A 22162-nucleotide genomic window follows, 5' to 3' on the forward strand; every position below is an offset into this window, starting at 1 on the left:
CATATTGTTCTAAACGAGAAAGCCTATCGTCAAGGGGGGCTTAGGTGTCAAATTACTTTTCTTAAGATGGGGGTCTTTGATATGACTGCTACAATAGAGAAGCTTATAATTCCGACAATCAATGCTTGGGCTGGAAGTCTGAGTAACAAAGGTATTGACAGCATCGTCCAGTCGTACATGTCGCACACTAAATAAATAATAGCTACATGGCAAAGATAAACACCGAAGGTAAGGCTGGACAGGTATGAAGAGGCTTTCTGTGTTTTTGATAGTGCGCTGTTAAAGTTTTTGGCTATGTAGAATATTGATGCTGACATGATAACGACCAGAGGTGTTTTGAATTCCCAGTAGTCTTGTGTAATCGCCTTTTTTGCAGAGCTATCAAACAATACAAGGAAAAACATGGCAGTCGCGCTGGTGGCGAAGGCAAGTATAGATAGTTTGGTTAATGGCTTGCTTTCTCTTGTGTTATAAAGAATGTATCCAAGAGTGAAGTAGCCGGAGTAGTTATAGAACTGGGGTATCTCATTTACGAAATACCATGACCCGAAATTTGCAGGTATGTCTATTCCAAAAAGTCTTATATATGGGAGCAAAGAGGCAAACAAAAACCATATGGATGTGTAATAAATCAGGGTTGATTGCTTCCTGTCTTCGCTGATTGCTGACAGCACCGGCACCAAAAAATAAATGCCAAGAATCGCGTACACAAACCATAAGTGTCCTGCGGCTGGTGTGAATATCACGTTTGCAACGGCGCTGGAGAAGCTAAAGTCTTCCAGTTTGGAGTTTATGAATAAATAGAATGTGTAATAAAGTACAGACCAAAATACTAGCGGAATAATTATCTTTGAGAGTCGCTTCTTAAAAAAACTCGATATATCTTCTGCTCTTCTCAAGAGAAGTGCTCCGGACACCATGAAGAATATAGGTACGCAGAATCTAGTTAATGATGAGTATCCTATTACGGAGTTCCATCCCGGCGTTCCATAGGTGTAGTAGTGCATGCAGACGTGATAGAGAATTACCGCTAGTACTGACACTACTTTAAGAGTGTCCGTATAGATGATTCTGTTGTGCACGATTCGCTCCTGCGACTTCGGATTTTTTTATATTTGTACCGTATTGTGTCGGCAATGATACACGTTATTTCTGTGCTGAGTTAAACCTATCCAGCGCTGCGGAGGCTTGGTTCCGAGTACTGATCGCGCTGCAGGCGTGCCAGGCTTATGTCAGAGCACTGGCGCCCGCACACTATGAGTGAGGTCACCGGATCGGTTGGCCAGTCCGCACGCTGATCCCTGTAGCTGCTTCATGCTTTGTGCTTAGTTCGCTGATGTGCTTGTCCTTGGACATCAACTGCCAGTTGCTTTTGGTTTCGATATCGGTGGCTTTCCGGTTTGCGTCGGCAGCCTCTGACCTTGCCGCGGCCAGTTGCGTGCGGAGTTGATCGCGTTCAATTGCGACGGCGGGGTGCATCTCGACCAGCTCGAATATCTGCTCCCTGGACTGGCGAAGCTGCAGGTTCAATTCTTCAAACTCATTTTCGTAGAGAGCGAGCTGAGGCCGGCAGGTCTCGAGCGGAGTCGGGCAACCAAGCCAGTCGTCGGTATTTTCGATATCAAAAGAATCCACGGAAGCGCCTTGCTTATACTGTTTGGATATGCAGTAGTCTAGGTGCGGATTATGGGCGAGGATGAAGCGACGAGCTGTAGGGTTTTGGATTGGTATTCAGTCGGCAGGAAGCCGGAGACGTGTGCGCAAAACCTCCTCTGGAGGCCGCGTGTTTTCGTTTGCATAAGCACAAAAATCTGGATGTTTTGCTACCCTCAAAAAGGGCTGTTATCCTTATAAAACAATTGCTTGGGTCGCTACAGTCCCCAGCATGGGGTGCTAGGGGTAGAGTGTTCGAATCACTCCGTCCCGACCATATAATTCAATGACTTAGCCCAATCTGAAAAGATTGGGCTTTTTCATGCGCAGTGATTTTTGCTCTCTATAGAAGAGCATTTCCCGTCAGCTTCTTTCACTCGCCGTTTTCTGCGCCGAATCGATGCAAAGCGAATAAAAAGTTTGCTGAAAGTCAGCCACCACCTTCTCCTGCTTCCTCGCGTCCGACTCCCTAGGCATGTCGTAGGCCTGCCCGATCAAGGCTTTGTACAAACTACCCACATACTCGCTCTCCTTTCCTGCGTTGTCGGCCAGTTCCAGGACGGAGGAGAGGGGCACGCCTCCTTGCCTGGCTTTCATGATGGCTTTGGCCGAATTTTCGACTCGCTGGCACTCTTCCAGATATTCGCTGGGCAAGGGTGCGCTGTGCGCTGCAAAGCTGAAAGTGAGGAGTATTGCCGTTGTCGCCAGAAACCGATTGAACATGGCACGCCATCCCTGAATGTTGGCCGGGAACGTTAGCATTCATGGCTCGGCGCTACCATCTGTTCATCGGCCAAAAGCAGCGGTTCACTGGCTGGGTTTTTTAACATCTGCGGAATCGCTCGAGGTGTTGGCATCCTTCTGTGTTTCGTGTGCTTCGGCACCGGAATTTGATCCTGATGCTTCCTCGCCTTTCTTGTCGGCTTTGTCTTCTTTTGACTCGGATCCGCCTTGGTTTACGCCGGGAATCGCAGTGGCTGGAACTGAGGAGCCGCCTGTTTTTTCAGCCGCAAGGGAAAACAGTGGGCACAGTGAAAGCAGGCTTGCCAATCCGATAGCAATCATTCGCTTGTTCATGAGGTTGTCTTCCAGGTCGGGGATGTACTGCATTGGAAGAACTCACAGGGCGAAGGTGCGGTACATCAGACCAGCGGCATCCGGTCAAGTAAGGTGGCCAGGCGTTATACGTCTCAGAGATCTACGGCGCCAACTGGCTCCATTCAATCCCGAACCGGGCCAGGTACTTGCGCAAGCGGTCCGCATCATTAGGCTGCGCCTTGGCCAGGCGCGAGATGCCAAACAAGCGGCGACCGGCATCTGACAGGCTGTCTGCTTGCCGGCAGACCTCGAGCACTGCCCGCAACTGCAAGCGGTCAAACAGATCCATGCTCTCTTCATTCCCTGGCAAATCTTCTGAGTTGCTTCCCACTTGGGTCAGGCCCCAGGCATAACGCAACCGCTCAATCTCTTCCTGCACCTGCGCCTCATCAATTCTCCCGCTATCCGCCAATGTCGCCATGCGCGTGATCGACGCAGACAGTTCGCGGAAATTGCCCAGCCACGCCGCTTCGCTAGAGCTGGCGAAGGCCAGATAGCGGCGGCGTGCTTCAAGGTTGAAGCGCACCAATTGCCCATGCTCACGGGCATGGCGCTGCAACTCGAAATCAATATTCGGCTCGATATCCTCGCGGCGGCCGGCGAGGCCGGGAAGGTCGAACGTCCAGAGGTTGATGCGTGCGTACAAGTCTTCGCGAAACAGGCCTTCAGCGACCCGGCTGCGCAGGTCGCGATGGGTGCCGGCGATGATCAGGAAGTCGCTCTCCACCTCCTTGTCAGAACCCAGTGGAAAGAAGCGTTTCTCTTCAATCGCTTTGAGTAGCATCGCCTGCTCGTCGGCGCCCAGTTCGCCGATTTCATCGAGGAACAGCATGCCGCCATCGGCCGCGCGCAGCAGGCCGTCGCGGGCGTTCTGTGCGCCGGTGAAGGCGCCTTTGCTGTGGCCGAACAAGGTCGACATCGCACCGTCGCCACGCAGGGTGGCGCAGTTGACTTCAACAAAGCGCCCCTGCATCTGATGGCGGTTGCGTTTGAGTTCGTAGATGCGTCGAGCCAGAAAGGATTTGCCGGCACCGGTCGGGCCGATCAGCAACATGGGGGCTTTCGAGCGTACCGCAACGCGTTCGATCTGCTCGATGGAGCGGTTGAACGCGGCATTGCGTGTGGCGATGCCGGACTTCAGAAATGCCAGACCTTCCAGGCGTTTATTGGCGAAGCGTGAGGCGATGCGATCGTATCGCGACAGGTCGAGGTCGATCAGGGCGTGGGTGCCGCAGGCGTGCTCGTCTTCGCTCTTGCGCTTGGCGGGGGAGGTCTGGATCAGGCGAGCGGGCAAGTAGCGCGCCTCGGTCAACAGAAACCAGCAGATCTGCGCGACGTGGGTGCCGGTGGTGATGTGGACGAGGTAGTCCTCGTGTTCGGTGTCGAACGCGTAGGCAGTGGTGAAATCGTGCAGCGCGCCGTAGACCTCTTCAAAATCCCACGGATTGCGCAACGCCATCGAGTGCAGGCGCACTTCGGTTTCCGGTGACACCTGCTGAATGTCGGCGCGCACCCGCTCGGCGAGACTGACGTCGCGGGCGTCGATGCCGTGAATCAGCTCAAGCCGATTGATCAGCACATCCGCCTGCTGGCAGAGGCCCACGCTCGGGCGCCAATGGCTCCAGCGATTGGCGCCTTTACCGACGCGATCAAGGGTGGCTCCGATAAAACCGATGGCGACGGTACGTCTATTTTGCATGCTTATCTCTAAAGATAAAAAACGATATCTAATGATAATTTTTCTACGCAGGGTTTGTCGTCAATTCAAACACTCAAAAAGTCGATAGATAATAAAGGTCATTTAAAACAGAGAGTTATGAAGTTTTTTTGGGGTAATTGAAAACCTGGCACGGCCGCTGCTATGTCTATCGCAACGAACAGCAAAACCCAGCGAGACGCCATGATGGCCAACTCAAATTTCTTTAATACGCAGTCGAATAAAGACATGAAAGATCACACTTACCAATTGCTCGAAGTCGCCAACGGCAAACCGATCAAACTCTGGACCGAAGGCGTTCCGGTGGAAAACGAGGCCCGCGAGCAGTTGATGAACACCGCAAAAATGCCGTTCATCTTCAAACATCTGGCGGTCATGCCGGATGTGCACTTGGGCAAGGGCTCGACCATCGGCAGCGTGATCCCGACAGTCGGCGCGATCATTCCGGCAGCGGTCGGCGTCGACATCGGCTGCGGCATGATTGCCGCGCGTACGTCGCTGACCGCCGCTGATTTGCCGGACAACCTGCTCGGTCTGCGCAGCGCTATCGAGCAAGCGGTGCCACATGGCCGCAGTTCGACCCGTTCGCGGCGCGACAAGGGCGCCTGGGATGAGATCCCGCAGCAAGCCGATCAGGCCTGGGCGGGGCTGCAGCCACGGTTCAAATTGATCACTGACAAGTACCCGGAACTGGCCAACACCAACAACCGCGGGCACCTCGGTACGCTCGGCAGCGGCAACCACTTCATCGAAGTGTGCCTGGATGAAGCCAACCGGGTCTGGTTCATGTTGCACAGCGGCTCGCGTGGCGTCGGCAATGCCATCGGCAACCTGTTCATCCAGATGGCTCAGGCGGATATGCGACAGCACATCGCCAACCTGCCGGATCGTGATCTGGCCTACTTCGAAGAGGGCAGTCAGCACTTTGATGATTACGTGGAAGCGGTGGGTTGGGCGCAGGACTTCGCCAAACAGAACCGCGAGCTGATGATGCGCGCGGTGATTCAAGCGACACGGCAGATTATCCGCAAGCCGTTCGAAGTGGCGCTGGAAGCGGTCAACTGCCACCACAACTACGTGCAGAAAGAGCGGCATTTCGGCGAAGAGGTACTGGTCACGCGCAAAGGTGCGGTGTCGGCGAAGAAGGGCGAGTTGGGGATTATTCCAGGCTCGATGGGCGCCAAGAGTTTCATTGTCCGTGGCCTGGGTAACGAAGAATCCTTCAGTTCCTGCAGTCACGGCGCCGGCCGCACCATGAGTCGGACCAAGGCCAAGAATATGTTCACTGTCGAGGATCAGATTCGCGCCACGGCCCATGTGGAGTGCCGCAAGGACGAGGCGGTGATCGACGAGATTCCGATGGCCTACAAGGACATCGACAAAGTCATGCACGCCCAGCGTGAACTGGTGGAAGTGCTGCACACCTTGCGTCAGGTGGTGTGCGTCAAAGGATAAAAGGAAAGCAAGTCATGGAACTGGAAGAGCGTCACCCGCTGTGCGCCACGATGCGTGCGCGGGTACTGGCAGAGCTGGCGCGGATAGAGCGTGAGCGCAATGTCACGGTGCTGTACGCCTGTGAATCCGGCAGTCGGGCCTGGGGTTTTGCCTCGACCGACAGCGATTACGACGTGCGGTTTGTCTACGTGGAGAAGCCCGAGTGGTTCGTTCAGGTCGATGCGCCGCGTGATGTGATCGAGCGTCCGCTGGACGATGAACTCGACGTCAGTGGTTGGGAGCTGCGCAAGACCCTCGGGTTATTGCGCAAATCCAATCCGACCTTGCTGGAGTGGCTCGACTCGCCGCTGGTTTATCGCAGTGAAACCGCGCAGGTGGCACAGCTGCGCGAACTCGCCGAAGCGTTCTACAGCCCGCCAGCAGCGCGCAATCACTATCTGTCGATGGCAAAGAAGAACTTTCGCGGTTACCTGCAAGGTGAAACCGTGCGTTTCAAGAAGTACTTCTACGTGCTGCGGCCACTGCTGGCGGTGCGCTGGATCGACCAAGGCCGAGGGCGGCCGCCGATGACGTTCGCCGACCTGCTGACCACCGTCGACGACCGCGCGTTGCTCGATGAAGTCGACGAATTGCTCGCCCTTAAACGCAATGCCGATGAGAGCGCCTATGGGCCGCGTCGACCGGCGTTGCACGGGTTCATCGCGGCCGAACTCGAGCGCGAAGTGCCCACATTACTCAGAACTCAGGAAGACTCGCGACGGCTGGATCAGTACCTCCGGGATACCGTCGGGCTGTACGCGTAAGGAATGCCATGAAACAGGAAGTGATAGAACTGGACGGTGCCATCGGTGGCGGCCAGGTGTTGCGCAGCGCCTTGAGCCTATCGATGGTGACGGGCAGGGCGTTTCGCATTAAACAGATTCGTGCCAGGCGCAGCCGTCCGGGACTGCTGCGCCAACACTTGACGGCGGTGATGGCGGCGGCCGAGGTGTGTGGTGCTACGGTTGGCGGTGCACATTTGAGTTCGCAAGCCTTGAGCTTTGAACCCGGCGCGATTCGCGCTGGCGACTTTCAATTCGCCATCGGCACGGCCGGCAGTTGCACACTGGTGTTACAGACTTTGTTGCCGGCGCTGTTACGGGCACCGCAGGCGAGTCGGCTGCGGATTTCCGGTGGCACGCATAACCCGCTGGCGCCGCCGGCCGATTTTCTCACGCGCAGTTGGCTGCCGCTGCTGCGCCGCATGGGTGCCAACGTTGAGCTGGACTTGTTGCGCCATGGTTTTGCCCCGGCCGGCGGTGGCGAGATTGAGGTGAATGTGCAGCCGGCGAACCTGACGCGACTCGATCTGTGTGACCGTGGCGAAGCGATTTCACCAAGCGCGTGGGCTCTGACCGCCGGGCTTGGACCTACGGTCGCCCAACGTGAGCTGAGCCGAGTGGCCAAGCGATTGAATCTTCCGGCTACGGCGCTGCACTCTGTGACGCTCGATCCGGCTCGCGGGCCAGGCAACGTGTTGCTGCTGGAGTACGCTTTCGAACACGTCACCGAGGTGTTCAGCGCGTTCGGCCAAGTGTCATTGCGCGCAGAGAAGGTTGCCGATGCTGCGATCAGTCAGGCTGCCGACTGGTTGCGCAGTGGCGCTGCGGTGGCTGAACACCTCGCCGATCAGTTGCTGTTGCCAATGGCGCTGGCCGGTGGTGGCTCGTTCACCACGCCGCGCATGACCGAGCATTTGCACAGCAATATCGCGGTGATCGAGCTGTTCTTGCCGGTTCGTATTGATTGTCGCGAGGAGGGTGCCGATCGACTGCGTGTTGAGGTCATTGGCAGTTGATTGGTCATGAACAGGGCGACAGGATTTTATCGGGAATCCTGTCGCCTTTTTTTTGGCCCGCAAAAAACTCTGAAAAGGCGGCAAATTGCTGGCCCCCGGGCGTTCGCTTCCCCGGCAAAATCGCCTTTTTTCAAAAGGTTAGGTGGGCTCTATGCGGACGATTGTTATCACCGTTGCAACGCTTTCCCTGGCTGTCTTCGCCACAGGCGTGCAGGCGAAAGAGTTAAGCAAAAGCCATCGCTTTGCCTGCACCTGGGGTTCGGATATCGCTGCCGGTGCTCAGCAATCGAAGCTGTCAGGCGTCTCGCTGTATGGCGCGCGCAAACAATTGCAGGTGCGACGATTCCAGCAACCGTGGATGCGTATGACCGCGATGGGAATCACCGAGCAAACCTACAACAGCACGTCGAAACTCAAGCCTGCAGCTGTCAAGCAGACCTATTACGAACAATGTGTACGCCACGAATTGGCCCAGCGCTGAAGCAAAAAGCCCAACCTGAACCGGTTGGGCTTTTTCATGCCCGACGAAATGTCAGGGTTACTTTTCGCTCTCGCAGTTGACCATCCACGACACGCCAAAACGATCGACCAGCATGCCGAAACGCGCCGCCCAGAACGTCGCTTCCAGCGGCATGTCGATGCGGCCGTCGCTGGCCAGTGCGTTGAACACGCGCTCGGCTTCGGCGATGCTGTCGACGTTCAGCGAAATCGAACAGCCACTCATGCCCTGAGTCGGGCGATCGGGTGTGGTGTCCGAGGCCATGATCATCTGCTCACCCACCTTCAGACAGGTGTGAATGATCAGGTCGTGGTGTTCTTTGGGCACATGCTCGGCGGCGGGCGTTTCGCCGAACGTCATCATCGCCTCAAGCTTTCCTTGCAAGGCTTGCTCGTAAAAGGTGAAGGCCGCGCGGCAATCTCCGTTGAAGATCAGGTAGGGATTGATTCTCATGTCTCTGCTCCCGGCAGTCAGGCGCGGAGCGGACGGGTGTCGCCGGGTTCCGCGTAGGGCGGTTAAACCATAGCAGAGCGTTGGACGCCGGAAAGGGCTGAGTCTTCCAGATTTTTTTGTTCTGAAAAGCACGTCGACGATAACGTGGTCGTCGTTTGAAATTCAGTCGTAGCGCTGGAGTACCATGACGCACAATCATCACCTGCCGAGTCCAATGCCCCATGCCTGATCTATCGCGTTTCACGTCCTTGTTCGATCAGGCGCAGCGAGCCTTGCGCCTGGTCTGGGGGACATCGCGTGGCTTGTTTCTGGGGCTGGTGCTGGCAACGTTGGTTGCCGGTTTGCTGCCGGCGCTGGCGGCATGGTTGGGCCAGCGGATTGTCGATGCGGTGGTGGCAGCGATGCAGTTGCACGCGCAGCACGGCAGTGCGCCGCTGTGGCCCGTGTTGCGTTACGTGTTGTTGGAGGCCGGTGTATTGGCGCTGTTGTCCGGCACGCAACGGGCACTGTCGGTGCAGCAATCGCTGTTGCGGGTGCAACTGGGGCAGAAGGTCAATACGCTGATTTTGCAGAAAGCGCAGACCCTGTCACTGGTGCAGTTCGAAAACTCCGAGTTCTACGACAAATTGGTGCGTGTCCGTCGCGAGGCTTCGACCCGGCCACTGGCGCTGGTCATGAAGTCGTTGGGTTTGATTCAAAACCTGATCATGCTGATCAGCTTCGGGGTGCTGCTGGTGCATTTTTCCCCTTGGGCGCTGGCGTTGCTGGTGGTCGGTGCGTTACCGGTGTTTTTTGCCGAAGCGCATTTTTCCGGTGACGCCTTTCGTTTGTTTACTCGCCGTGCGCCGGAGAGTCGGCAGCAGAATTACATCGAAACCCTGCTGTCCCACGAAACCTATATTAAAGAGGTCAAGCTGTTCGGCTTCGCGCCGCTGTTACTGCAACGCTACCGCGACACGTTCGCCAGGCTGTATGCCGAAGACCGCCGTTTGACGTTGCGGCGCGATGGCTGGGGTTTCGGCCTCGGCCTGCTTGGTACCGCGGCCTTCTATGCGGCCTATGCCTGGGTGGTCATCGATGCCGTACATGGCCAGATCAGCCTTGGTCAGATGACCATGTATCTGGTGCTGTTCAAGCAAGGCCAAAGCGCTGTGAGCAGCAGTCTGAGTGCGATCAGTGGCCTGTACGAAGACGGTCTCTACCTGACCAGTCTGTATGAATACCTGGCCGAACCGGTTCAGGTCGATAGCGGTCACCTGACGGTCGGCGTCTGCCCGGGCGATGGTTTGCGTTTCGAGAACGTCGGTTTCCGTTATCCGGGTGCCAGTCGGCCAGCGCTGGAAAACATTGACCTGCAACTGGTGCCAGGCCAGAGCATGGCGCTGGTCGGCGAGAACGGCTCGGGCAAGACCACGCTGATCAAGTTACTGACCCGGCTCTACCGCCCCGATCAAGGGCGCATCCTGCTCGACGGCAGCGATTTGCAGGATTGGCAGGAGACCGCGTTACGTCGACGCATTGGGGTGATTTTTCAGGACTACATCCGCTACCAGTTCAGCGTCGGAGAAAACATTGGCGTCGGCGATACCCTGGCGTTCAACGACGCGCAACGCTGGCAGGAGGCCGCTGCCCAAGGCATGGCGGCTCCCTTCATCGAAGGGCTCGACAAGGGTTATGCCACGCAGTTGGGACGCTGGTTTGCCGGTGGCCAGGAATTGTCTGGCGGGCAGTGGCAGAAGATTGCCTTGTCCCGCGCTTACATGCGTCGTGATGCCGACATTCTGATCCTCGATGAGCCAACGTCCGCCCTTGACCCGGCGGCCGAGGCGGCGGTGTTCGAGCATTTCAGCCAGCACAGCGAAGGTCGCATGACGTTGCTGATTTCCCATCGTTTTTCCAGCGTGCGCAATGCCGACCACATCATCGTGCTGCAACAAGGGCAAATTCTGGAGCAGGGTGGCCACGATCAATTGATCGCCGCCGCTGGGCATTACGCGCAACTGTTCGATTTGCAGGCTCGCGGCTACCGTTAAGTGTCCCGCCCGTTGCGCACGGTGGCAGGTCCGGCCACCCGGGGGGCCGGTTTGCTCTGCATCAGGCTGTCGAGTGCCTTGCGGTAATTCTGCCCGCCGAGCGCCATGCTGTTGTTATGCGTCGCGCCCGGCACCAACAGCAGGCGCTTGGGTTGTTGCGCGGCGTTGAACAGTTGCTCGCTGAAGCGCGGCGGCACGAAAGCGTCAGCCAAACCGTGGACCACCAGCAGCGGCATGTGGATATCCGCGATCTTGTCGATCGAGTCGAATTTCTGCGACAGCAGCCAGCGCACCGGCAGCGAAGTGTTGGCCACCGACGCGGCAACATCCGCCAGCGTGGTGAAGGTGGACTCGATCACCAGTCCGCGAACCGGCAATGCAGAATGATCGCGAGCGGCGGCCTGGCCGAGTTCCGCGGCCAGATCGATGGCCACGGCGCCACCGAGGGAGTGGCCATAGATCAGGCGTTTGGCCGGGTCCGGTTGCAGTAGTTTGAAGCGTTCCCACGCCACCCGCGCATCTTCGTAAACGCTGCTTTCCGACGGCAGATCACCATGGCTCTTGCCGAATCCTCGGTAGTCGATGGCCAGCACGGAATAGCCCGCAGCGCGCAGTTGCTCGATGCGGAACAACTGCCCGGTGAGGTTCCAGCGCACGCCATGCAGATAGAGAATGGCCGGCGCATTGGCTTTTTCCGCCGGCCACCACCAGGCATGAATGTTTTCCCCGGCCTTGAATGTCTTCGGTTGCAGGTCGAGTTCCTGCACGCTGCCGGGCAAGCCGTGATACCAACCGGCAGTGCCCGGTTCGATGCGAAACAGCAGTTTGCGTTCGGTGTGTTCGAGCACGGCACAACTGGTCGGCACGCCGATAATCAGCGCGGCTATGCAGGCAAACGCCAAACGGCGGCGTCGCAGACGCGTCATGAAGGACAGGAACATTAAACGTTTCACCCAGGCGCAGACAAAGAAGGCTTTTTACCAGATGCCTCGGTCTGCGCGTGTTTTTTTCGACCACTGCCCCGGCGCAACAATTACCAAATGCTGCAAAGACTCACACGACCTGCAGAACGATCTTGCCGATATGGTCGCCAGCCTCCATGTGCGCGTGAGCCTGAGCGGCGTCGGCGAGCGGGTAGACCTTGTCGATCATCGGCAAGCAGCGCCCGGCAGCCAGCGCCGGCCATACGTGCTCGCGCAGTTGATCGGCAATCGCGGCTTTTTCGGCGGCAGTGCGGGCGCGCAACAGGGAACCGGTGATCACCGCACGTTTGGCCATCATTGCCAGCAAGTCAAAGTCATTGGCCCGTGCGCCGCCGAGGAAACCGAGCATGACCAGTCGGCCATCCATCGCGAGGGCGCTGACGTTATCGTTGAGGTACGAGCCGCCCATGATGTCGAGGATCACATTGACGCCTTGGCCTGCGGTTTTCTCGGCGATGACTGCCGCGAAATCCTCATCGCGATAATTGATCGCTGCGCCACCGAGATCGCGAATCGCTGCGCATTTGTCCGGGCTGCCGGCGGTGGCAAACGCTTCAATACCGAATTCGCGGCACAGCATCAGTGCGGTTGTGCCGATGCCGCTGGTGCCACCGTGAATCAGTGCGCGCTGACCACGACTGGCGCCACCGAGGCCGAACAGGTTGGCCCACACGGTAAAGAAGGTTTCCGGGATTGCGGCGGCGTGCACCCAGTCCAGACCGTGTGGAATCGGCAGGGTCTGGCCGGCGGGGACGGCGCAGTATTCGGCATAACCGCCGCCGTTGGTCAGCGCGCAGACGTTGTCGCCCACGGCGAACTGACTGACACCGGCTCCGAGTGCCACGATTTCGCCGGCGACCTCCAGCCCGGGAATCGGGTTCATGCCGGGTTTCATCGGGTATTTGCCGGCACGCTGCAAGGCGTCCGGCCGGTTGATCCCGGCGGCGTGTACGCGGATCAGCACCTCGCCTTCTGCGACGGCTGGAAGCGCCACGCGTTTGGGTTGCAAGACGTCGGGGCCACCGGGTTCGCTGATTTCGATTCGGGTCATTTCGTTGGGCAGGGACATATCGATTCCTGTTGGCATAAGTTCTGTAGATGGGAGCGTGCTATGCAAGCAATGATTCCCTTCAATTTGCACAGCAGCGCGACTCAGTAGGGGCGGGCAGCCATTTCATGGCTTGCTCCAGCAGCAGCGCCACGACGATTGCGCCAGCGGCAATGATGAACAACAGCGCGTGATGACCGCCGCTGGCATTGAACAGCGCTGAATAGGCAAATCCGGCCAGCGCCTGAAAGGTGGCGAATGACACCGTGGCACGGCTCCAGGCGATCTGCTGGCGATGGTGTTCTGGCACCAGTTCATGCACCCGAGCCAGCGCCAGCGGCACAATGCCGGGCGGAAATGAACCGAGAATCACCGCCAGCAACGCCAGCGCCAGAAACGAGTGAGTCATTGCCAGCAACCCAAGGGCAATCGCCTGCACCACCAGCACCAGGCGAATGCCGGAACGTGCGCCAAGCTTATCGGCAAGAAAGCCATAACTCACCGGACCGACAATTGCGCCCAAACCGTACATCACCCAGATCAGCGCGCCGATATGCGCCCCGGCACCGAGTCCACGTGCCACGTAATCCACCAGAAACACCATGGCCGGCACCAGGCCAGCGGCCATGAAGGCGTATTGGGCGAACAGCACATACACACCGCGCGGTGTCGGTTCTGCGGACACCGTTTCTTGCGCAACGACCGGGTGCAGGAAATCAGACGGCCAGCCAAACCAGCTCAGCGCCGTCAGCACCAAGGCCAAAGCCCCCAGACCCAGCCATGTCGCTTGCAAGCCGAGGCTCAACAGCGGCGGCACCAGCGTCCCGGAACCGGCAATGCCAAGACCTATGCCGAGAAAGATCGCGCCACTGGCCAGCCCTTTACGCGCCGGCGGAACATGCGGCAGTACGGTCGCGGCCACCAGCACCATGATCGCACCGCCGGCAATCCCCGACAGCAGTCGCCAGCCGAAGAACCAGCTCACCGACAACGGAAACGCGCAGGCAAAAAATGCCGCCGTGACCACCAGCATCATCAATCGCAAGGCATTTTTATTGCCGAGCTGGCGCGCTGTCGGCCGGCCGAGCAGAGCGCCGATCAGGTAGCCCACCAGATTGGCCGCACCGAGGTAGACCACATCGTTGGCGCTGAACCACTGCGCCTCAATCAGCGAAGGGATCAATGGGGTGTAAGCGAAACGCGCCAGCCCGATGCTGACCAGGCTGGCGCAGAGGCCGGCGAAAATCGGCAGCCAGATACCGGTGGAGGTTGAAGTGCGCATGATAGCGATCTCGCGGAAGGTTTATGGCGTTCAGCATATCGGCTATTGTTGATGCGTTAATGCAGCGATTTAGCGTTGCTGCGATGCGAATTTGCATCACTTGGAGGCAGCATGAATTGGGATGACGCACGGGTATTTCTGGCCGTTTGCCGCGAGTCGACGCTACGTGGCGCTGCACGGGTTTTGGGGGTGGATCAGGCCACTGTCGGGCGACGGATCACGGCGCTGGAAAAGTCCCTGAGCGCTACGTTGTTCCTGCGCACCTCCGACGGCTACGCGTTGACCGCTGTCGGTGAGGCGGCGCTCAGGAGTGTGGAGAAAATGGAGCATTCGGCACTGGAGCTGGAGCGGCAGATTCAGGGCCTGGATGATCGCCTGACCGGCACGGTGCGCGTCAGTACCACGGATTCGCTGGCGATCGACTTTCTGATCCCGGCCATCGCCCGTTTGCACGAGCAGCACCCGGACGTACGAGTGCAACTGGACGCGTCCACGCAGATCCTCAGCCTGGCCAAGCGCGAGGCGGATATCGCGGTGCGCAACACCCGACCGGACAATCCTGATCTGATCGCTCGGCGAATCGCCCGATGGCCGGTGGGCCTGTTCGCCTCTCAGGCCTATATAGACGCCAATGGCGTGCCGCAACCGGACACAGCGTTTGAGGGGCATGATCTGGTGGTCTATCAACCGTATCTGCAAAGCAAAAAGGACCTGACCCTGGTGTCGGAGCCGCTAAGTCGCGGCCGCATCGTCGCCAGCCTCAGTTCCAGCCTGCTCGTCCGCCGGTCAATTGCCGCAGGGTTGGGTGTAGGAGAAATCCCGGTGTACATGGGCGAGCGCGATGGCCTGATCAGGCTCTGGCCGGAGCGCACTCGACCATTGCCGTACGAAGTGTGGTTGGTGACCCACGCGGACTTGCGGCATACCGCGCGGGTGCGGGCGGTGATTGAGCAGATTGTCGACGTGTTCGCGTCGGAGAATGACTAGGCAGACGTTCTTTTGGCAGGGCTACAAGCTCTGACGAAACGGCCTACATCAGAGGCAGAATCTCCCGGCTTGTGAGGCGGTTGGATGGGGCCTATTGTTTCGTCATGTCGGTGAGGGGCGCAGGGCTCGCACTGATGTTGATACCAGGGACGGTATCGGTAAACCCAGGAAGGTGTCGAATTGAGAACCACGGAATTCAGTCAAAACCCAATCAGTGACCTTGCGAGCAAAGGTCGGAATACTCAAGCCATGAACGCTATCAGTCGTGAAGAATTCAATGCCAGGATAGAAACCATTGAGACCAGAATGGACGCTCGGTTCGAGGGTGTGTCGGCAAAAATCGAAGCTTATCTTTTGACTCAGGCGGAGAGAGACAAACGATACGATCTGATGTGGGACGGCGTACAACAAATCGCCGAAGACTCAAAAGAAGCCATCAAACATGCCTCGACAGTGAAGGCGCATTACTGGGCGACGACCGCCGTCCATTTTCTCGGAATGATCACCGTCGTCGTAGGGGCGCACTTTGCCAATCAAGCAGCGGTATTAACCACCTTGCAGACGACACTCGCCGCAATCCAGATCGGCAAGGATATAAGTGCACCAAGACCTGCTTCGCAACAAGCACCCGAATCACCACAATAGAAAACGGCCTTCAAAGAAGGCCGTTTTTCGTGAGCATTGAAACACCGCATCATGGCATTTCTGGCAACTCCTGCGGCCGCAAGTCGAACACCAGCACCTCGGCATCGACACCATTGCTCAAGGTCAGCAACTGTTCTTCGCGAACCCGTACGCCGTCACCTTCCTGCAAGGGCTGGCCATTGAGTTCAACACTGCCGCGCGCCACATGCACGTAGGCATAACGGTTGGCTGGCAGCTCCAGCGTGGCAGTTTCTTTACCGTCGAACAGCCCGGCAAAGACCCGTGCGTCCTGACGCACTTTCAGCGAACCGCCGTTGCCGTCCGGCGAGATGATCAATTGCAGGCGACCGCGTTTTTTCTGTACGCTGAAATGCTCCTGTTGATAGCGCGGCTTGGCACCGCTGACTTCCGGCACGATCCAGATCTGCAGGAAGTGCACCGGTTTGGTCGCCGAATGGTTGAACTCGCTGTGCGCTACGCCGCTGCCAGCACTCATCAGTTGCACATCGCCTGGGCGGATCACCGAACCGGTGCCCAAGGTGTCTTTGTGTTCCAGTGCACCTTCCAGCACGTAGGAAAAGATCTCCATGTCGCGATGCGGGTGTTGGCCGAAGCCTTTGCCGGCAGCGACGCGGTCATCGTTAATCACCAGCAGATCGGAAAAACCCTGCTCACGCGGGTCACGGTAGCTGGCAAAGGAAAAGGTGTGAAAGGACTTCAACCAGCCATGATTGGCGAGGCCACGATCGGAGGCTTTGCGAAGGGTCAGCATGATGAAATCTCCTTGCGGGACGTGAATTCGTCCGAGTGAGGAGAAGGTTACTGTTTACTGTACTGCGCAATAAGTAGATGAAAATTGAAAGACTGTCCCTGTCAGGTTGACAGTTTTGCGATAGCCTTCACACAAAACTTTTGCGCTCAAACGGCTACAGTTGGCCATAATGTCTGGTCCGTATCATGTCTCTCTGATTGAAGTGATGTCTTCCCATGAAAACCGTGGCAATGGTGCTGTTTCCCGACTTTCTTCTGCTCGACATGGCCGGGCCATTGGAGGTTTTTTCGGTTGCCAATCGCTACCTGAAACCCGATGCGCATTATCAATTGATCACCCTTGGCACCGAAGAGGGCCCGCTACGGGCCTCCAATGGTGTGATGGTGCAGGCCGACCGGATCATTGGCGACGACACCGAGCGTTATGATTTGCTGCTGGTGCCGGGAGGCCCCGGTGCCTACAACCAGCAGTTCCCGTCGTTGTTTGCCTGGCTCAAAGACGCAGTCCGGCGCGTCGAGTACTTCGGATCTATCTGCACTGGTGCTTTTGTCCTGGGGCACGCCGGTTTGCTTGACGGTTACCGTGTAACCACGCACTGGAACTACACCGAGCGCCTGATCAAGGGGTTCCCGAAAGCCCATGTCACGACCGATCAGATCTATGTCGAGGATCGCAACCTGATCACCTCGGGAGGCGTTACGGCGGGGATCGATATGGCGCTGGCTGTGATCGCCCGCGATCACGGCAAGAAGCTCGCGCAGGATGTGGCCAAAGTCCTGCTGGTGGTGATGAAACGCCAGGGCGGGCAGGCGCAGTTCAGCCCGTTGATGGCTGCCGTGGCACCGCAGGAAACGCCGATTACCCGCGCGCAGAGTTACGTGCTGGAACACCTCGACGAAGCCTTCACGGTCGAGCGCATGGCGGCGATTGCCAATATGAGCGCGCGGCACTTCGCGCGGGTGTTCACCCGCGACATCAACATGACGCCGATGGAGTTTCTGCAAAGTGCGCGCATCGACTGCGCACGAAACTTGCTGGAAACCAGCGATCTGCCTCTTAAAACCGTGGCTTACAAAAGTGGTTTCGGCAGTGTGCGGCACATGCGTTCGCTGTTCGCTGAAAAGCTCGGCCTGACGCCCGCGCAATACCGCGAACAGTTCAGCTAGAGCGCTGTTGTCCGTCTGGCGCACCCGTATGTCCGAATTGAGTCTCGTGTAGCGGTTGTCGCGTCATCTGAGGCTGCCAAGATAGTTGGCATGGATAGCCTCATCGATTTGAACACGGCGTCGGTGCTGCATTTCGGCCCCTTCGCCTTCCACCTGCGCCAACGGCTGATACTCGACGGAGATCGGCCTTTACGCATGGGCGGTCGTGCGCTGGACATTTTGCAGGTGCTGGTCGAGCGTGCCGGGCGAGTGGTCAGGAAGGAGCAATTGATTGCCCTGGTTTGGCCAACGTCGGTGGTCGAGGAGATCAACCTGCGCGTGCACATCGCCGCGCTCAGGCGCGCCTTGGGTGACGGCGAAAACGGTCAGCGCTACATCGTTAACGTGCCGCAATGCGGTTACAGTTTTATCGCCCCGGTGCGTTGCGACAGCGTCGCGCAAGTGGTCTTCGAGGGGCTGCGAACACCCGAGCATAATCTGCCGGCGCGGCTGACCCCGGTCGCCGGGCGCGACTCGCTGGTCGGCGGGCTGGTGCGGCAAATGCCGCTGTGTCGGCTGATGACCGTCACGGGGGCGGCTGGTGTGGGTAAATCCACTGTCGCGTTGCGGGTCGCGGAACTGCTGTTGCAGTACTACAGAGACGGCGTGTGGCAGATCGATCTGAGCTTGATCGACGACGACACACCGCTGCTCGATCAGGTGCTACGCACTCTTGAAAGCGATTTGCCCGGACTGTCGACTCGCCATGCGTTGCTGCTGCTGGATAACTGTGACCACCGTCTCGGCGCTTGCCGGGCAGCAGTTGAAACGTTGCTCGAGGCCGCTCCCCGGCTGTCGGTTCTCGCCACCAGCCGCGAGGCCTTGCAGGTCGGTCTGGAAACCCTTCAGGGCGTGCCACCGCTGACCCTGCCGAAACGTTCCGCAGGCGATTGCATCACTGAAGCCATGGGCCATTCTGCGGTGCAGTTATTTGTCAGCCGCGCTCGCGCACGACAGCATGATTTCTGCTTGCGTGAACAGGATGTCAAAGCCGTCCTGGAGATCTGTCGCCAACTCGACGGTTTGCCGCTGGCGATCGAACTGGCGGCGGCGCAGATCGATGCCTTGGCATTGGTCGGCTTACAGGCGCAAATGAGCAATGGTCTGCAAGTGCTCAGCCATGGCCGGCGCACCGCGGTACCGCGGCATCAATCGATGCAGGCGGCACTCGACTGGAGCTATCAACGCTTGAGCGAGCAGGAACAACGCGCGCTACAGCGGTTATCGGTGTTCAAAATGGCGTTTACCCTGGAGGCGGCGCTGGCGGTGATCAGTTGCCCGCAACTCGCGTCGTCGCGGCTTGCTGCGATCATTGAAGGCCTGGCGTGCAAGTCATTGCTGGTGGCGGAGCGGGGCGGCAGCACAGGCCGATACCGAATGCTCCACACCACTCGCTGCTATGCGCGCAAGCAACTGGAGCGTTGCGGTGAAGGGATTGATCTTGAGCGCCGGCATACGCTCTATATCAACCGGATACGCCGGGCCTCAGGCGTGCCCGTGCTCGCGTAGCTCGTCAATGAGCAAGCGTACCTTGCGCAAGTCCGGAGTCGCGTAGCCCTCGGTGAAGCGCTGATAAATCGGCGTGAGCAAATCCAGCGCCTCTTGGCAGCGCGATTGGCGCTGCCAGAGTTGCGCCAGTGAGGTGGCACTGCGCAGTTCCCAGGCGAGCGCACCTTGGCTGCGGGCGATGGTCAGCGATTGTTGCAGGAGTGCTTCGGCTTCCTTGAGGGCCTCTTCGCGAGCAAGCTCGCTCTCACATGGGTTCCGAGTACACCCAAAATCCCTGTGGGAGCGAGCTTGCTCGCGAAGGGCCCCGTCCAGGCAATCCGGATCGTCTTTCAATAACGCAGCAGCCCGAGCCCGCAAAATCTCCGCCGTGCTCCATCCCGCATCACCACTCAGCGCTCGCTCAAACAGTGCGTCATCCACAAAGCGGTCATCCAGCGTCACCATGATTTCCCGAATCAGCCCACTGCTGTTCTTCGGCACGGGCGTGCTGGTTTGCGTGTCGATCACCTGCGCGTAATGTCGCGCCCACGTGTTGAACAGCAGCACCGAATGCTTCTGCGATTGTTCCAGCAGCAGTTGCAACAGCGCCCGGGCGTTCTGCTGATCGCCGTTGTAATGAGCGATCAGGCAACTGGCCAGTGCCAGGGTGTAACAAATCGAGGTGCCATGGTCGATCTGCACGGCAATATCCAGGGCCAGTCGCGCCGAATGCCACGCTTGCTCCGGCAATCCCTGCATCCATAGCACCCGCGCCAGCACCGTCAGCGACGCGACACTCTGGTCGTACTGCACACCAAAACCGTGGGTGAAGCGGTTGACGTGGCCGCTGTGTGCCATGCGCTGCAGCACCTGCTCGGCATGAGTGCGCGCCTGCGGCTGATCGCCGGCATAGTGCAGGGCCAGCACGCGTAAACGGTGGGTACTCAGTGACAACAACGGGTCGCCGTGCACGCCGAGGCGATCGAAGTGCTCACTCTGCGCCAGCGCCATGCGGTAGTGCCCGCAACTGAGGTTGACCGCCAGGTGTCCGGACACCGCGCGCAATTGCCCGGCGACGTCGTCGTGCTCAAGGGCCAACTGGCGAGCCTCGACGAACGCCTGGATGGTTTCCGGGGTGCCTCCCCACGTGTGATAACAGGCACTGCCGAGGGCCAGTTTCAGGGAGATTTTCAGACGCGGGCAGGGGGCACCGAGTTCATCGAGCAGGCTCAGCGCCCGCCGCACATAGCCGCCATACTCCTTGAGCAGCGACAACTCTTGCCACAGGGGCGCCGACGCTGCTGTCAGGCGAATCCCCAGACTATCCGGGCTGACACCGTTCAGGCTCCAGTCCAGTGCCGCGCGCAGGTCTTCCAGCCCTCGGGCGTAACGCTCGATCCACAAAGCCGTCGGTGTCATTTCCCAATCGCTTTGCGCCTGTTGCATCAATGCCAGGCAGCGTTCGGCATGGCGTTCGCGGGTTTCTTCGCATTCGGCGGCGTGCTCGAGTTTTTCCAGTGCATAGCGGCGGGTCGTGTCGAGCAGACGATAGAACACCTCTTCGTCACCGACTTCGACGCTGAGCAGGGATTTCGCCACCAGTTGGGTGATCGATACACACACCACACCCGGATCGATCTGTTGGCCGACGATGACGGCCGCCGCCGACTCCAGGGTAAACCCTCCGCAAAACACGCTCAGACGACGCAGGCAGGTTTGTTCGCACCCGTCGAGCAGGTTGAAGCTCCAGTCCAGCGTGGCGCGCAGGGTGAGATGGCGCTCAAGACTGCTTTGATTACCCGCTGCCAGCGGTGGCAAACGGCCCTGTAGCTGGCTCAGCAAACCTTCCAGGCCCAGTTCGGCGACCTGCGCTGCCGCCAGCTCCAGCGCCAGAGGAATACCGTCGAGTCGGTGGCAGATTTCGATTGCTTGCGGCAACTGCGCATCGCTCAGTTCAAAGCTTTCCTGCGCGGCCGTGGCCCGTTCGATGAACAGTTGCAGCGCCGAATAATCCAGCGCTTGCTGACGATTCAATGTCGCGTTCATCAATGGGTATTCGAGCGAATCGAGACGCTGCACGAATTCGCCTTCCGCCCGCAGGCTCTCGCGGCTGGTGGCGAGGATATGCACCTTCGGCGCGCCGCGCAGAATGCTTTCGCTGAGCATCGCGACGGCATCGATCAGGTGTTCGCAGTTGTCGAGCAATAACAGCATCTGTCGCTGTTGCAGGCCATTGACCAGCGCCGCCAGCGGATCGCCTTCGGGGAGTGCCAGATCGAGCAGGGCGGCCAGGTGTGAGCAAATCAGCCGCGGATCGTTGAGCGGTGCCAGGTCCACCAGCCGAATACCGTCGCGGTAATGCCCGATCAACTGCTCGGCCACGCGCAAGGCCACCGTGGTCTTGCCGATCCCGCCGGGGCCGACCAGGGTGATGCAGCGTTGGCGCGGCAACTGCGTCATCAAGCTGTCGACCAGCGCTTGGCGGCCGAGCATCCGCGTGCGCCGCAAGGGCAAATTGTGCCGACCGCCAGCATCGCCCACAGGACGCTCCTCCATGGATTGCGGTAGAACCGGGGCGACGAAACTGTAACCGCGTTGCGCCACGGTGATGATGTAACGCTGGCCGGCCTGACCGTCACCGAGGGCTTTGCGCAGTGCCGCCATGTGCACCCGCAGGTTGATGTCCTCGACCACGCTGTCCGGCCAGACCCCGGCCATCAGTTGCTGCTTGCTCACCACTTCGCCGGCATGGGCCAGCAGAATCAGGAGGATGTCCATCGCCCGTCGGCCCAGGCGCAACGGCTGCTCGCCTTCGAGCACCAAGCGTTGGCCGGGATGAATCCGATAGGGGCCAAAACCGAGGGCCTGATTCGGGGAAAGACTCAACAGCTCACTCCTGCGGTGCTGCGGCGGACAGAGCGGAGTAGGGCCGGGCGCGTGCGCAGGCCTTCTATTCCGGGGTGTCCCGGCATAATCCTCAGGTTTGAGCGTCAGTGCAACGGGTGCC

General features: G+C 58.8%; 20 protein-coding genes. 9 read left to right on the plus strand and 11 right to left on the minus strand.

The genetic code is table 11. From position 1 onward, the window contains the following. Positions 1-47 precede the first annotated feature (47 nt). The 5 genes from CLU80_RS24005 to rtcR form a co-directional block, all read right to left on the minus strand. Positions 48-1082, minus strand: coding sequence for an acyltransferase (locus CLU80_RS24005; protein ID WP_286079768.1), 1035 nt, complete (start codon positions 1080-1082; stop codon positions 48-50). 184 nt (positions 1083-1266) lie between these two features. Next, positions 1267-1635, minus strand: coding sequence for a hypothetical protein (locus CLU80_RS24010; RefSeq protein ID WP_286079769.1), 369 nt, complete (start codon positions 1633-1635; stop codon positions 1267-1269). Positions 1636-2016: 381 nt separating this feature from the next. Next, positions 2017-2376, minus strand: a complete 360-nt coding sequence (locus tag CLU80_RS24015; protein ID WP_093439384.1) for a hypothetical protein — start codon at positions 2374-2376, stop codon at positions 2017-2019. 84 nt (positions 2377-2460) lie between these two features. Continuing rightward, positions 2461-2730 carry a hypothetical protein gene (locus tag CLU80_RS24020; RefSeq protein ID WP_095047771.1) on the minus strand — a complete coding sequence of 90 codons (270 nt, stop codon included), beginning with the start codon at positions 2728-2730 and terminating at the stop codon, positions 2461-2463. A gap of 121 nt (positions 2731-2851) precedes the next feature. Then, on the minus strand, positions 2852-4450 hold the full coding sequence (gene rtcR / locus CLU80_RS24025; protein WP_093439380.1) for an RNA repair transcriptional activator RtcR: 1599 nt from the start codon (positions 4448-4450) through the stop codon (positions 2852-2854). 246 nt (positions 4451-4696) lie between these two features. On the opposite strand from rtcR, the gene CLU80_RS24030 reads away from it, so the two are divergent. The 4 genes from CLU80_RS24030 (at position 4697) to CLU80_RS24045 (ending at position 8241) form a co-directional block, all read left to right on the plus strand. Next, positions 4697-5923, plus strand: a complete 1227-nt coding sequence (locus CLU80_RS24030) for an RtcB family protein (protein WP_099758561.1) — start codon at positions 4697-4699, stop codon at positions 5921-5923. A 14-nt stretch (positions 5924-5937) separates the two neighbouring features. Then, a complete protein-coding gene (locus CLU80_RS24035; RefSeq protein ID WP_093439371.1) occupies positions 5938-6726 on the plus strand; it encodes a nucleotidyltransferase domain-containing protein in 789 nt (262 codons plus the stop codon). A gap of 8 nt (positions 6727-6734) precedes the next feature. Next, positions 6735-7760 carry an RNA 3'-terminal phosphate cyclase gene (gene rtcA / locus CLU80_RS24040; RefSeq protein WP_099758562.1) on the plus strand — a complete coding sequence of 342 codons (1026 nt, stop codon included), beginning with the start codon at positions 6735-6737 and terminating at the stop codon, positions 7758-7760. Between the two features lie 151 nt (positions 7761-7911). Beyond that, the gene (locus CLU80_RS24045) at positions 7912-8241 is read left to right on the plus strand and encodes a hypothetical protein (RefSeq protein WP_093439361.1); all 330 of its coding nucleotides are present in this window, start codon (positions 7912-7914) and stop codon (positions 8239-8241) included. 57 nt (positions 8242-8298) lie between these two features. Here CLU80_RS24045 and CLU80_RS24050 read toward each other — a convergent pair whose 3' ends face one another. Then, on the minus strand, positions 8299-8712 hold the full coding sequence (locus tag CLU80_RS24050; RefSeq protein ID WP_099758563.1) for a VOC family protein: 414 nt from the start codon (positions 8710-8712) through the stop codon (positions 8299-8301). Between the two features lie 221 nt (positions 8713-8933). Between CLU80_RS24050 and CLU80_RS24055 the strand changes: the two genes are divergently transcribed. Continuing rightward, positions 8934-10745, plus strand: coding sequence for an ABC transporter ATP-binding protein (locus CLU80_RS24055; RefSeq protein ID WP_099758564.1), 1812 nt, complete (start codon positions 8934-8936; stop codon positions 10743-10745). On the opposite strand, the gene CLU80_RS24060 is transcribed toward CLU80_RS24055, so the two are convergent. From CLU80_RS24060 to CLU80_RS24070, 3 genes are all read right to left on the minus strand, one after another. Next, positions 10742-11686: an alpha/beta hydrolase gene (locus CLU80_RS24060; protein WP_099758565.1), complete on the minus strand. Its 945-nt coding sequence runs from the start codon at positions 11684-11686 to the stop codon at positions 10742-10744. The two genes, CLU80_RS24055 and CLU80_RS24060, sit on opposite strands and share 4 nt — an antisense overlap. A gap of 112 nt (positions 11687-11798) precedes the next feature. Continuing rightward, positions 11799-12797, minus strand: coding sequence for an NAD(P)H-quinone oxidoreductase (locus CLU80_RS24065; protein ID WP_093439347.1), 999 nt, complete (start codon positions 12795-12797; stop codon positions 11799-11801). 61 nt (positions 12798-12858) lie between these two features. Next, positions 12859-14058 (minus strand): YbfB/YjiJ family MFS transporter, encoded by a 1200-nt coding sequence (locus tag CLU80_RS24070; RefSeq protein WP_099758566.1) that lies wholly within the window; start codon positions 14056-14058, stop codon positions 12859-12861. Positions 14059-14169: 111 nt separating this feature from the next. Here CLU80_RS24070 and CLU80_RS24075 point away from each other — a divergent pair, with 111 nt between their 5' ends. Together CLU80_RS24075 and CLU80_RS24080 are read left to right on the plus strand one after the other, a co-directional pair. Beyond that, the gene (locus CLU80_RS24075; RefSeq protein WP_093439341.1) at positions 14170-15045 is read left to right on the plus strand and encodes a LysR family transcriptional regulator; all 876 of its coding nucleotides are present in this window, start codon (positions 14170-14172) and stop codon (positions 15043-15045) included. A 249-nt stretch (positions 15046-15294) separates the two neighbouring features. Then, positions 15295-15690 carry a hypothetical protein gene (locus CLU80_RS24080; RefSeq protein WP_099759404.1) on the plus strand — a complete coding sequence of 132 codons (396 nt, stop codon included), beginning with the start codon at positions 15295-15297 and terminating at the stop codon, positions 15688-15690. A gap of 49 nt (positions 15691-15739) precedes the next feature. Here CLU80_RS24080 and CLU80_RS24085 read toward each other — a convergent pair whose 3' ends face one another. Continuing rightward, positions 15740-16462 carry a pirin family protein gene (locus CLU80_RS24085; protein ID WP_099758567.1) on the minus strand — a complete coding sequence of 241 codons (723 nt, stop codon included), beginning with the start codon at positions 16460-16462 and terminating at the stop codon, positions 15740-15742. A 215-nt stretch (positions 16463-16677) separates the two neighbouring features. Here CLU80_RS24085 and CLU80_RS24090 point away from each other — a divergent pair, with 215 nt between their 5' ends. After that, positions 16678-17628 (plus strand): GlxA family transcriptional regulator, encoded by a 951-nt coding sequence (locus CLU80_RS24090; RefSeq protein WP_093439335.1) that lies wholly within the window; start codon positions 16678-16680, stop codon positions 17626-17628. 90 nt (positions 17629-17718) lie between these two features. Then, on the plus strand, positions 17719-19176 hold the full coding sequence (locus CLU80_RS24095; RefSeq protein ID WP_099758568.1) for an ATP-binding protein: 1458 nt from the start codon (positions 17719-17721) through the stop codon (positions 19174-19176). Here CLU80_RS24095 and CLU80_RS24100 read toward each other — a convergent pair. Continuing rightward, positions 19153-22041, minus strand: coding sequence for an ATP-binding protein (locus CLU80_RS24100; RefSeq protein WP_099758569.1), 2889 nt, complete (start codon positions 22039-22041; stop codon positions 19153-19155). The two genes, CLU80_RS24095 and CLU80_RS24100, sit on opposite strands and share 24 nt — an antisense overlap. Between the last annotated feature and the right edge of the window lie 121 nt (positions 22042-22162).

It is taken from the genome of Pseudomonas sp. 29, from assembly GCF_002754355.1.
Classification (GTDB): Bacteria; Pseudomonadota; Gammaproteobacteria; order Pseudomonadales; family Pseudomonadaceae; genus Aquipseudomonas; species Aquipseudomonas neuropathica.